The organism is Pseudomonas sp. 05L36 (assembly GCF_056398125.1).
Map to the genome: position 1 here is coordinate 1 of NZ_JBFTOU010000056.1, position 13,385 is coordinate 13,385.

Annotated in this window: 4 protein-coding genes; 1 reads left to right on the top strand and 3 read right to left on the bottom strand. The window is 60.1% G+C overall.

The window, feature by feature from the left end; translation table 11 throughout:
* Both AC1DKH_RS29770 and AC1DKH_RS29775 read right to left on the bottom strand, forming a co-directional pair.
* Positions 1-9,535: peroxidase family protein (locus AC1DKH_RS29770; RefSeq protein WP_477800162.1), on the bottom strand; the 9,535-nt coding region annotated here is incomplete at its 3' end.
* Positions 9,536-9,833: 298 nt separating this feature from the next.
* The gene (locus tag AC1DKH_RS29775; protein WP_477800163.1) at positions 9,834-10,367 is read right to left on the bottom strand and encodes a hypothetical protein; all 534 of its coding nucleotides are present in this window, start codon (positions 10,365-10,367) and stop codon (positions 9,834-9,836) included.
* Between the two features lie 72 nt (positions 10,368-10,439).
* On the opposite strand from AC1DKH_RS29775, the gene AC1DKH_RS29780 reads away from it, so the two are divergent.
* On the top strand, positions 10,440-11,948 hold the full coding sequence (locus AC1DKH_RS29780) for a sensor histidine kinase (RefSeq protein WP_477800164.1): 1,509 nt from the start codon (positions 10,440-10,442) through the stop codon (positions 11,946-11,948).
* 45 nt (positions 11,949-11,993) lie between these two features.
* Here the strand turns inward: AC1DKH_RS29780 and AC1DKH_RS29785 are convergent, their stop codons facing one another.
* Positions 11,994-12,704 carry a response regulator gene (locus AC1DKH_RS29785; protein WP_477760835.1) on the bottom strand — a complete coding sequence of 237 codons (711 nt, stop codon included), beginning with the start codon at positions 12,702-12,704 and terminating at the stop codon, positions 11,994-11,996.
* Positions 12,705-13,385: the final 681 nt, after the last annotated feature.

Genomic DNA, 13,385 nt, shown 5'->3' on the forward strand with positions numbered 1-13,385 from the left:
CCACGTCCCCAAGGTCGGTGACTTCGTAGACATCGTCGCCAACACCGCCGGCCATCGTGTCGGCACCCGTACCCCCGATGAGAATGTCATTGCCCGCGTCACCATTGAGGATGTCGTTGCCGCCCAAGCCGCTCAGGATGTCGTTGCCATCACCTCCGCTGGCCAGGTCGTCGCCTATTGTGCCGGTGAATATGTCGGCACCGGCGGTACCGACAAACAGTTCGCCGACCACTGTCGTTGCGGCAGAAGTGACCTGCTCAAGTGTGCCGAGGTCATCGACGTAACTCGCGACGACCCGCAGTTGCAGACCGGTCTGCGCCTGGTTGGGCGTGAAGGTCGTGCCCGTCTCGCCGGCGATGTCGGTAAAGAGCGCACCGCTCCCCACCTGCCACTGATGGGTAATCACCGAGGTCGTGGTCCCGTTGGCGTCGGTGAATGCATCCGTGGCGGTCAAGGCCGAGCCTGGCGTCGGGGTCGTATCGCTGATCAGCACCGTGCCAACCGGCAGGACATTGACGGTGCCGGTACCGGCCGGCGTGATCGGTGCGGTCGGCGCCGAGAACACCTCCTCCAGCACGCCATTGGCGTCCTTGTAGACCGCCCTGACGCGCAGCGCCAACCCGGCTGCCACGACGAGTTCCGGGATAGCCGGCACGGCGCCAATGAGGGTCGCCGGTGGTGCGATCCTGAGTTCCGAGCCCACTGTGGCGGTCGTACCCTCCGCGCGCGAGACCTCTCCGGCGGCAAAGAAGGTGATGTCTTCGAAGACGCCCGAGCCCGGGCGCGCTTCGAACTGCCAGAAGAAACTCATGGGGCTGGTGATCGCGCCGCCGGTCGCGGTATTGTCGGCATCAGTGATGTCTGCCGCCGATACCGTCAACACCTGGCCGACGGCGGGCGTGGGATCGTCGATCCTCAGCGAGCCGACTGGCGCCGAGTTCAAACCGCCGAGCACGAGCGCCTGATCGGCGAACTGCAACCGCTCGATATTGCTGAGGGTGTCGGTCCCGTCCCTGCCAGCGACACTGTCGATGACCGTAAAGGTGCCGTTGACGTTTTCGATCACGGTGTAATCCGCAAAATTGCCGGAGAACAGCGCCGTGTCGAAGTCAGGACCGGGCGCCGTCAGGATTTCACGGACGATCTGGAGCTGGCCGGGGTTATAGGTGCCGTTCAACATGAGCGGGACCAGTGGCGTCATGTTGTCGAAGGTGGCGATTTCCGGCCCGGTGCCATCGATGTTCTGCCGCACACTGATGCGCACGTTGAGCCACTTGTCGCCGTCGATGATGTCATCGCCGCCACGGCCTTCGATGACGTCGCTGCCGGCGCCACCCAGGACGATGTTGCCCCCGTCGAACTTATCGTCGGCTGTGCCGGCGATGCCATCCGCGCCGTTGCCGGCGCTACCGACCAAGTCCCGCAGACCGCTGATGAGGTCGAAGTTGGTGAGTACGCTGCCCTTGGCGCCAGCGATGGCAAGCAAGTCGGCAGTGGAGTCATCGCCGCTAAGGAAATCGGCGTGGGACGATCCCGACAGCCCTTCCACCAGGTCCAGACGGGCAAGGATCGACGCGTTCGAGCCAGGCACCGCCGGCTGATCGAAGAAGCGCAGCCTGGAGTTGAGGCCGATAGTCACGCCGGCCGGATCGTCCTTGAAGGTCGCCCAGTCGTAACCGGAGAAGCCGATGAAACGGTCCGCCTCGCTGGGGCTGCCGATCATGATGTCATCACCGCCCTCCCCGTCGAAGTTGTCCGGTCCGCCATCGCCCATGAAGACGTCGTTGCCATTGATCGGATCGTTGCCGAATGGGTCGAAGTTGTCGCCGGCAACGCCATCGGCGGATCCGCCCTGGATCCAGTCGTCACCTTCGCCGCCGCGCGCGAATTCGTTCGCCTTGCTGCCGAGGATGAAGTCGTTGCCCAGGCCGCCACTGGTGTCGGCCAGGTCCTCGCCGGTGATGATGAAGTCTTGGCCGGCCTGGCCGAGGATCAGGTTGAGGCCGTTGCCGCCCTGGATGACGTCGTTGCCGTCCTCGCCGTGGATGACGTCGTCGCCGCCCATGTCCGTGATGATGTCGTCACCGGTACCGCCAAAGAGTTGGTCGTTGCCGTAGCCGCCATCGATCCTATCGTTGCCGGCATCGCCATAGACCGTGTCGTCGTCCGAGTCGCCGGCAATGAGGATGTCGTTGCCGGGCGTGCCGCCCAGCACGACCGTTTCGGCGCCGGTGTAGTGCAGGTAGTTGGTATCCGGGCCTGTTGTGTTGGGGTTGTCGCGGATCACCAGCGGCGTGAGGAAGTCAGAGCGCGGTGAGCCAATCGGGTGGACCGACGGGCCAAAGGGATCGGCGTTGGCCGGCAGATCATCGGCGGTGCCGACAATGCCGTCGGGACCGGCAATCACACTCGGGTTGTACTGGTTCGCCTGGTTGATCTCCAGAGTGTAGGCCGGTGTCAGGAAAACCCTGCCCGGGAGGTGTGTTGCGTCGGTATTGGCCATCACCAGCGAGGAGAACGTGTTGTTCTCAAGCTCCGCGCCAAAGTCCATCGAGGCGGTGCGTTCCAGATAGTAGAAGCGGTCGCCGTCCTGGAGTTTCTCCATCTGGTTCTCGAAGACGAAGTTGAAGGTCGAGCCGAGCATGCCGCCAAAGGGCATCTTCTCCTCGGCCAGCCCGCCAACCCAGAAGTCGACGGCATCCAGGCCGGTGATGGTCACATCGTCTGCCGTGTGCAACACGCCGTCCGCACCAGCGTTGCTGGCCCAGGCACCCGTGCTGTTGAGGAAGTCGACACGGTCGGCCGGTGCCGTCGCGCCGCCGAGCACCAGGTCCGCAGCCGCGGCGCGCTTGTCCGCCAGCGTGATGGCGCTGGTGATGGTCGAGTGCGTGCCGTAGGCGGCGATGAAGTTGATCAGCGATTCCGGATGCTTCATGTGCTGCACGAAATCGGCCCAACTGGTGTAAGGCTTGAGTTCTGCGTCGCCAGTAGGCAGATAGAACTCCCGCCGCGCCGCGTTCAGTGACGGAATGCCGGTATCGCGGCCGCGCGCCAGGTTGATGGCGGGCAGATCGAGCGGCAGACCCAGCAGGTTGTTGCGCAGGGCTTCAGTGACGAACTCGTCGATCTCGTTGCCCACCTGGCGGGTCACGCCGCGCACGATGGCACCAGCCGCCTGTTCCGGGGTCGGACCGCTGCCAGCGAACTCGAGCGGGTTGAGGAAGGCCTGAATCAGCCCGATATCGCTCGAAGCGAAGTTCGGATCCAGCCGGTCGACCTGCTCCAGCAGCATCGAGTGCCCGAAGCGATAGACGGTGTGCGCGAACTCGGCAACGATGCTCGGATCGATCGCAGTGTCGTACACCTGGCCCGGGGCGAAGAAGGGATCGACCATCGGCTGGATCGTACGCGCGAACTCCTCGAACACCAGGTGCTGGTACTGCATCTCGGTGCCGAACTTCGCGGTCTGGAACAGGCGCTCGCCGTTCCAGTCAAGGGTCGAGGTGTCGGCGGGAACGGCAGTGACGGGTGTCAGCAGCCACTCGTTCAGGAACGACACATCGCCACTTGCCGCTGTCGCCAGGACCACCGCCATGGTGTGATCGACCAGGCGGTTGTGCTCATGGTGAAAGATCGAATGGACGGTGGTCAGGCCGATGTTCTCGTTGACCCGGCCGTCGCCGGCAATGTAGTGCGCGTCCAACAGTTCGTTGTCGTAGAAGCCCGGCGCAGGCGTACCGCCAACAACAGTGTCCACATCGGGCAGGAGTGCTGCGCCGGTCACGTCGTCGATCGGAACGGCGGTGTGCGCGATATCGTTGAGGAAGGCATGGCCGGTGCGCGCGGCGTTGACCAGGCTGATGGGCGCCGCCGGATTGCCTTCAACGAGCACATCGTCGGCCGTGCCGGCAATGCCGTCCGGGCCCAACATTACTACCTGTGGGAAACCATTCGGACCCTTGATGAAATTGCCGTAGGCGTCGGTCGCCAGCAGTGGCACGTTGTTGAAATCGGCATCGGTGAGATTGATGCCGAGCAGATCATGGGCTTGCGCCTTGACCACCTTCCAGGTGGCCATGCCACCGATCCCGACGTCGTCGGCCGTACCGAACACGCCATCGGCGCCCAGATCACGATTTTCGATCAACTTGCCGGTGGCCACCGGATCGCCCGCTGCGTTGAGCTCATAGGCACGCAGGAACACCTGGTGCGAAGGATGCGAGCTGTAGGTCTGGTTCTGGTCGACAAACGGCGAGGTGGTGTTGGTGTTCTCGTGGATGTCGTCAGCCGTGCCCAGAATGCCATCGGGGCCGGGCTGATTAGTGGCGCGCGTCAGCACCATGAAGTTGGTCGGGCTACCAGGCACGAACAGCGGGTCATCCGGCTGCAGCGGAACGAACACGGTGCCCGAACCGCCCTTGGTGACGAGGTCCAGGCCATGGTCGAAGAACTGACCGAAGAAGGTCATCCATTGGTTGAAGGGCGCGGTCAGGCCCGCGTCGGGGCTCACGTTCGGGTCGAAGAAGGTCTGGAACGTCGTGCCGTCGGTGCGGGTTCCGGTAACCACCTGAGCACCAACTTTCAAGACATCATCAGCGGTGCCGAGGACGCCATCCAGACCGGGATCGAAGGTGGCCGCGACCGCCGCCGGGTTGTTGGCGGTCTGGTCGACGATCAGGTTGCTGATGGTGCGCGGCTGCGAGTCGATCACCAGGCCGCTGGTCTGGGTGTAACTCGTACCGGCGTCGGCCGGGCGGAAGTCCGGCGTGGTCAGACGCGGGAATACGTTATCGGCGGCACCGAACTCGGGATGGAGCAGGTTGTTTTCCGTCCCTTCGACCGTGCGCAAACCGTACGGCACCCGTATGTTCGGGAGCAGCGAGTTCAGGTTCTCACCGGCCGCGTGGTGTTCCGCTATCTTGATCTGGTCAAGAATGAACGCCAGGTCGGATTGCGTGTAACGCACACCGTTGCTGGGGGCAGTGGTCTGCGGATCGATCAGCGAAGGCGCCGCTGCGGGGGCCGGCGCCCCGGCCACTACTGCCGTAGTCGGTGCCGAGAATACCTGCTCGGTCACGCCATGATCGTCGGCATAGATGCCTTTGACGCGCACTGCCAGGCCGGCAAGATCCGACGTCACCGTGAGCGTGGGCGCGTCCGCTCTGGTAAATCCGATACCGATGCGGCCTGGGCCGAGGATGATGTCCTCGAAGACGCCCGAGCCCGGTGCCGCTTCAAACTGCCATATGTAACTGATGGAATTGTGGATCGCCCCGCCCGCGTTGTCGCCATCGGTGAGGCCTGCCGCCGACACGGTCAGTATCTGGCCAACGGTCGGTGCGGTGTTATCTACCGTCAGCGCGCCCACCGGCTCAGCGTTGAGCCCGGGCACGAGGACCATGGACTGATCGGAGAACTGCAGCCGTTCGATGTGGGTGAGACGGTCGGTTTCTTCCTTGCCGACATTGTCGGTCACGGTGACGACGTCATCGGAAAAGTCGAGCGCAGTGCCGTTATCGTTGACGGAGACTGTGTAGTTGGACAGCGGGCCCATGAAGTTGACGGTGTCGAAGCCACCCACGCCCGGCAGGATCTCACGCACGGCGACGAGCTGGCCGGGATTGTAGGTGCCGTTGAGCATGAGCGGGATCATCGGCGTCATGCTGTCGAAGCTGGCGATCTCCGGCCCGGTGCCATCCACGTTCTGACGCACGCTGATGCGCACGTTGAGCCAACTGTCGCCGTCGATGAGGTCGCTGCCGCCACGGCCTTCGATGATGTCGCTGCCATCGCCGCCGAGGATGATGTTGCCCGCGCCGAACTGATCGTCGGCCGTCCCCCCGATACCGTCGGCACCGAAACCGGCGCTGCCGACGAAGGCCCGCAGGCCGCTGACGAGATCGAAGTTGGTGAGGATGCTGCCCCTGGCCGTGATGTTGGCGATGATGGCCGCGTTTTGTTCATCGCCGCGCAGGAAGTCGGAGAAGGCCGACCCCGACAGGCCCTCCACTTCCGCGAACCGGTCATAGACCGAATCGGCCGATTGCGCAAACGCGCCCACGATATTGCCCGCGGCATCGGGCACAGGGTGATAGGGGCTGAAGAACGGGACGACCATGTCGACGGTCACGCCGTACTTGTCATTCTTGTAGGTGGTCCAGTCGAACCCGGACATGCCGTCCATCTTGTCCTGAGCGTCGCTGGCGACGAAGGTGTCGTCGCCGCCTTCACCGATCATTTCATCGAATCCGCCGGTGCCGATGAAGATGTCGTTACCGGGTACATCGTCGGACAATGTCGGGCTCATGTTATCGCCGGGTGCACCGTCCTGGGTGCCGCCCTCGATCCAGTCGTCGCCTTCGTTGCCGGTCGGCGCGAGGTTGACCTTGGCGCCGAGGATGAAATCGTCGCCCGCGCCGCCGAAGGTCATGGTGATGTCTTCGGTGGTGATGATGAAGTCTTTGCCAGCGCCGCCGAAGACCAGGTTGTTGAGGCCGAGGGTCGAGTTGCCGGCCTGGATGACGTCGTTGCCGTCCTCGCCGCGCAGGGTGTCGCTGCCGCCGATGTCGGTGATGATGTCGTCGCCGGTACCGCCAAAGACGTTGTCGTTGCCGTAGCCGCCGTCGAGGCGGTCGTTGCCGGCGTCGCCATAGACAGTGTCGTCGTCCGAGTCGCCGGCAATGAGGATATCGTCGCCGGCCGTGCCGCCAAGCACGACCGTATCGCCGCCGGTGTAGTGCAGGTAGTTGGTATCCAGCCCCACTGTGGCGGGGTTGTCGCGGATCACCAGCGGCGTGAAATGGTCAATCCGTGGTGAGCCAATCGGATGGTCCGACGGGCCAAAGGGGTCGGCGTTGGCTGGCAGGTTGTCGGCAGCCTCATTGACTGGTGTCAATGGATTGTCGACCAGTATGCCATCCGGCCCGGCCACCACGCTTGCGTTGAACTGGTGCGTCGGGTCGGTCTCCAGGATGAAGGCCGGCGTCAGGAATATGTTAGCCGACAGGTGTGTTGCGTCGCTGTTGAGCATTACCAGATTGGCGAACGAATTGTTCTCAAGCTCGGTGCCGAAGTTGAGTCCCGCGGTGCGGGCCAGATAGTAGAAGCGGTCACCATTCTGCAGGTTTTCCAACTGGGTTTCGAAGACAAAGTTGAAGCTCGAACCCAGCTGACCGCCAAAGGGCATTTTTTCCTCGGCCAGGCCGCCGATCCAGTAGTCGACGTTGTCCAGGCCGGTGATGGTCACGTCGTCTGCGGTGTGCAGAATACCGTCCGCACCGGCATTGCTGCTCCAGACGCCGGTACTGTTCAGGAAGTCCAGGCGATCAGCCGGCGCCGTGGCGCTGCCGAACACCAGGTCAGCAGCCGCAGCGCGCTTGTCCGCCAGCGTGGTGGCGCCGGTGATGCTCGAATGCGTGCCATAGGCGGCGATGAAGTTGACCAGCGATTCCGGGTGTTTCATGTGCTGCACGAAATCGGCCCAGCTCGTGTAGGGGGTCAACTGGCTGTCGCCGGTCATGTGGTAGAACTCGCGCCGCGCCGCGTTCAGCGACGGGATGCCGGCTTCGCGGCCGCGCGCCAGGTTGAGCGCGGGCAGGTCCAGCGGTAGGCCGACCAGGTTGTTGCGCAGAGCGTCAGTGACGAACTCGTCGATTTCGTTGCCGACCTGCCGCGTAATGCCGCGCACGATGGCGCCAGCCGCCTCCTGTGGGGTCGGGCCGCTCGCAGCAAACGCGAGAGGGTTGAGGAAGGCCGCGATCAGGCCGGTCTGTTGATTGCCCGGGTCAACCGGATTGCCGTCGCCGACGACGTTGAAGTTGGGGTCGAAACGATCGACCGTCTCCAGCAGCATCGAGTGGCCGAAGCGAAAGACCGTGTGCGCGAACTCGGCGACGATCGACGCGTCGATCGTGGTGTCGTTACCCATGGGTGCCAGGAAGACATCCACTTGCGGCTGGATGGTGCGCGCGAACTCCTCGAACACCAGGTGCTGGTACTGCATCTCGGTACCGAACTTGGCGGCCTGGAACAACCGCTCACCGTTCCAGTGCAGGGCCGCGATGTCGGCCGCCGTCACCGGCAACGCCGCCAGTTGGGCGTCGGGCATCAGCCATTTGTTCAGGAAGTCGAGGTCGGCGGAGGCCAGCACCGTCTCCTTGGTCTGGTCAACCAGCCGGTTATGCTCGCTGTGGAAGATGGAATGCACCGTGGTCAGGCCGATGTTCTCGTTGACCCGGCCGTCGCCGGCGATGTAGTGCTTGTCGAGCAGTTCGTTGTCGTAGGTGCCGGGGGCTTGCGGGCCGCCAATGACGGTGTCCGCATCAGCCGTCAGGCCGCCGGTCGGATCGGCGCTGTGCGCAATGTCGATGAGGAACTGGTGACCGGTGCGCACGGCGTTCGTCAGGCTGATCGGTGCAGCCCGATTACCCTCGACGAGCACGTCATCGGCGGTGCCGGCAATGCCATCCGCGCCCATCATCACGACTTGAGGGAGACCGTTGGGCCCCTTGATGAAGTTGCCGTAAGCATCGGTCGCCAGCAGCGGTACATTGAACACGTCCGCATCGGTCAAGTTGATGCCGAGCAGATCACGGGCCTGGGCCTTGACGATTGCCCAAGTGGCCATGCCGCCGATTTCGACGTCATCAGCGGTGCCGAAATGCCCATCGACGCCCAGGTCACGATTGGTGATCAGCTTGCCGGTGGCGACCGGATCGCCCGCTGCGTTGAGCTCATAGGCGCGCAGGAACACCTGATGCGAGGGATGCGAGCTGTAGGTCTGGTTCTGATCGACAAAGGGCGAGGTGGTGTTGCTCTGCTCGTGGATGTCATCGGCAGTGCCGAGGATGCCGTCGGGGCCGGGCAGATTGGTGGCGCGCGTCAGCACCATGAAGTTGGTCGGGCTGCCCGGCACGAAGAGTGGGTCGTCAGGCTGTAGCGGAATAAAGACTGTGCCGCTGCCACCCTTGGTGACCAGGTCCAGGCCATGGTCGAAGAACTGGCCAAAGAAAGTCATCCATTGGTTGAACGGCGCGGTCAGGCCCGCGTCCGGCGTGATATTGGGGATCTGGAAAACGGAAACGTCGTCGGCGGTGCCGAACAGGCCATCCAGACCGGGGCTGGTGACGACTTGTGAATCCGGATTGGCCGCTGCAGTCGCGACTGCCGCCGGGTTGTTGGCGGTCTGGTCCACGATCAGGTTGCTGATGGTGCGCGGCTGCGAGTCGAAGACGAAACCGCTGGTCTGCTGGTAGGAGGTCGGCGTGGTTCCGCCAGGATCGGCGGGGCCGAAGAAGCCGACCGGCTGGACCTGCGCGGTATTGAACACCGGCGTCGTCATACGCGGAAAGAAATTGTCGGCGGCACCGAACTGGGGATTGGCCAGGTTGTTGTCGATGCCGGAGACGGTGCGCAGGCCGAAGGGTACTTCTACGTTCGGCAGCATGTCAGCCAGACTCGCGCCTGCCGCATTCCGTTCAGCGATGAAAATTTGTTCGAGAATGAACTCGAGATCGGACTTGATGAAGCTGGCCATGGCTGTTTCCTCGATGCTTGACTAATCAGGAAACCACACGCATAAAACACGGCTGCAAACGCGTGGTTTAGTGCTGAACCCCATAAATAAAAATCTAAAATTGAACGACGGGACCTGGTACAACGGCCGCACCGAGCCCTTACTGAATCGCATGCGATCAGCAGTGCTCGACTGAGGATCAATTCCCCATGACAACCGTAACTACAGGCTGGTATTGCGCCTCAAGGAGGCGACGGCCCATGAACGCAGGTTGAATAGATGGCGTAACTTACTAAAGGCCCCGTCACGTATCGGGGCTCTATGCGTCTGTCCATATTGCTCTCTCAGGCATAGGGGGCTTGTCACAGATGCCACACATCCAGCGATCAGAGTCATTGGCCGGAATAGGCTCGCGAAGATCGCCATAGTCCGGTAGTTCCTGAGGGGTGATGGCACGGTTCTGCGTCCATGCGGCTTCGTCAACAAGCCTTTTATCCATGAGCAAACTGGCAACGACTACGAATTGACTAGTCTGTATTGGAGACGGGTTCCACACGCCTGGTGGCGGAGTCAGGAAATCATTAGAACCGCAGGTTTGGTTTCGATTGAGTGGAACACTCGCGCTGTTGTACTGAAAATTGTACTGGAGCGTTTTCTCAACAGAGATTCCAAGTGAACTGAGCTTGACTTGAACGCCAAGCGTACATTCGTTTCCATCCTGGCCTGTATGGCCGTAAAGTGACAGTACAGGGCGCGAATGACCGACCACACTATTGGTAATAACCTCCGGCTGCTTTTGCCGGAGATAGCGATTACCCAGATTGATCGAGCATCTTTTTTTTAAACTATTCATCGCGCCTCCCGCCTTCAACCTCAAACGCTAGCTATACACTCCATTAAAAATGAGTATTGAGGGGCTACCCGGATGTGTACAGAGACGAAAGCCCAATCAAATTCTGAGACCTTGGTCAATGATTCGGATCAGACCTTGGTCGAATCAGACACTGGCCAAACGTCCAGTAGCGCAGTGCCCGGGAGCCAGGGCACCCGGGCGAAATTGCGCCATTTGAGCCGCTCAACCCAGTTCGTCATCTGCGCCACAATAATTCTGGGTTTGACCATGACGCTCGTTGGAAACCTCGTAAGCCAGAGTATCGAAGATGCAACGGTTCAAACGGCGGCGGAGACGGGGGCGCGTTATATGCAGAACTTTCTCGAACCCTTCGTCCAGGGATTAACCACTGCCAAAGAACTCCCCGATGGCACTATTCAGACCATTGATCACCTGCTGTCCAGCACCTCGTTCAGTACACATGTTGTCTCGGTGAAAATCTGGCTTCCAGACGGCACGATTGTCTACAGCACCGACAAATCAGCGGTCCAAAAACATTTTCCGACAGTGGAGATCTCACAGGCGCTGACAGGCAAGATCTATACAGAACTGGACAGTGATCTTGAGGATGATACTGCGGATGATATTGAGGATGCTTTTGAGCGAAGCCTGAATATTCCGCTCTATGAAATTTTTGCTCCACTGCGCGAAGCAGGTACTGGAAAGATTATTGCGGTTGGTGAGTTCTACGAAACCGCGGAAGCGTTACAGCGCGAAATCAATAACGTTCGCAAGAAAGTATGGGCGATTGTTGGTACAGCAACGATGGCCATGCTTTTGCTGTTATTTTTTATCGTTCGGCGTGACGACAAGATCATAAAGCAGCAGGAATCAGCACTTAAATGGCGAATGCATGAGCAAGCAAAGTTGCACTCAAATAATACCGCCCTTCAGCGCAAAGTCACTACAGCTAATCGTGAGTTTTCCAGAATCAATGAACTCACTCTCCGTCGGATCGGGGCAGATCTTCATGATGGTCCTGCTCAGCTGTTGTCGCTTATTCTCCTTCGCCTTGAAGAGCTCGAAGATTCGCAAGGCGCCTCGGATGGGGAAGTCCTCGAAATGATAAGACGTGCCGGCGAGGATGCTTTAAACGAAGTGCGGGAAATATCACTCGACCTGGCACTTCCGGAAGTCAATGATCTGAGCCTGCACGATGCGCTGGTATTGCTTGCCGGGCGGCACGAAGAGCGAACCGAGACGCGAGTCGAACTGCAGCTTGATACGCTTGCGGACGATGTACCGATAGCGCATAAAATTTGTATTTACCGCTTCGCCCAGGAAGCATTGAACAATGCCTATATTCACGCCGGAGGAAAAGGCCAAAAACTCAGCGCCTCTCACTTCGAAGGGCTACTGGAAGTGCAAGTCGAGGATGCAGGAGTGGGTATTCCAACCGAGAAACCGAGTGTGCCAGGTCGAGGCAGGACTCATCTGGGCCTTGTCGGCATGCGCTATCGCGTCGAATCCCTCGGCGGAATATTCATCATTGAATCGGCGCCCCATGCCGGAACCAAAGCCAGGGCGCAGTTCAGAATCTGATCATCCGTGACAAAATGATCGTTGCACCCAAGTAACCGCAAGCGCTTATCGCCCGTTACTTGTCTTACCGTTGTCATTCAAGTCGCGGCGTTGAAGAGCACCACATAAGCTGGGTATATGGTCACTCTCCCAATGCCGTCTCACTGCTGCGACTGCCTGCGTCCGGTTACGAACCCGTAGCTTGTACATGACATTCGTCATGTAGTGCTTGATTGTCTTCTCGCAGAGCTCAAGCTTGATAGCAACCTCGCGGTTAGTCAGGCCCTTCGATACCTCCCGGATAACTTGTTCTTCGCGATGGGTCAGTTCGACCTTTTGCTTATCACCCGCGTGCTTTCTGAAGCTGCCTAAGAGCTTGCTGGCAAGCTTGGGTGTAATGAAGGTTTCACCACCGGCAACCTGTCTGATGGCTTGTACAAGTTCACGACCGCTTATGCCTTTCAACGCATATCCCTGCGCGCCTGCTTCGAGGGCGGTATAGGCGTCCTCGATGGACTCAGATACCGTCAGCATCAAAATTCTAACTGCCGGTGAAGAAGCTGAGATCGCTCGCACGGCAGCAAAGCTATCGCCCGGCATATTTACATCCATCAGCAAAACATCCGGAGCAAAACGAGCGGCAATTTCCAGGGCATCTTCGGCAGACCCGCCCTGCCCGACCACCTGAAAGTCAGCTATTTTCTTCAGCGCCATTGTGACCCCATCCCTTAACAGCGGGTGATCATCAACGATGCCAATCTTGATCATGGAACTCATAAGAACTCCTCATAAGAGCCGATGGAGCTGCATAGTGGTGTCGCACGTTTCATTTTTCACCCCTCGCGCCATGCCCAATCCGGCAAGCCCCGCCGTCTCCATGATGTCCGGGACGACAGCTGTTGCGGGTACCCAAGGGGGTTGCAACTAATGAGCCATTTCAATAGGGCGAAGATAAAGTTCAAATGAATTAACAGGCTGTTTCTGAGTGTTTGAAGCGAGAGAAAGGGTGAGGGGGGGATATTCCTCAAATCAGGTGGTAAACGCCCGGTTGGGTGGGTGTAATGCCCCACTTATGGAGATACCGACCGCTTTTGCTTGGGGCTGATGGCCCTGAGGCGACGTGGATTCAACCGGTCGATGCAACAGATTGAGCCAGTCTGTTGCATCGACCGGTTGAATCCACAGCCAATACCCGACATTTCCCCCTGGCTCGATAGCAGGCATTTTCGGTCCACGTACTGTCACAACCACCGCGCGAAAAATCCGTCATGACATGTCATGACCTCCTTCAGAAACGGACTTTGACCAACAAATACGGGGTTTAAAGGACGAATGGTCGAGAGGCGTCAAGCGCGGGGAATTGCCGGGAGTTTGCAGCCACTACAGGCTTTTCAGGCAGGCACGTTCGTCGCGGTGCAGTGAACTTCACTCTCATCACGTGTCACATTAGGTCCTTGT

Bases quoted from the DNA above. Each gene is read 5' to 3' on its own strand.
- AC1DKH_RS29775 (WP_477800163.1), bottom strand. From the start codon at position 10,367: ATGAATAGTTTAAAAAAAAGATGCTCGATCAATCTGGGTAATCGCTAT.
- AC1DKH_RS29780 (WP_477800164.1), top strand. From the start codon at position 10,440: ATGTGTACAGAGACGAAAGCCCAATCAAATTCTGAGACCTTGGTCAAT.
- AC1DKH_RS29785 (WP_477760835.1), bottom strand. From the start codon at position 12,704: ATGAGTTCCATGATCAAGATTGGCATCGTTGATGATCACCCGCTGTTA.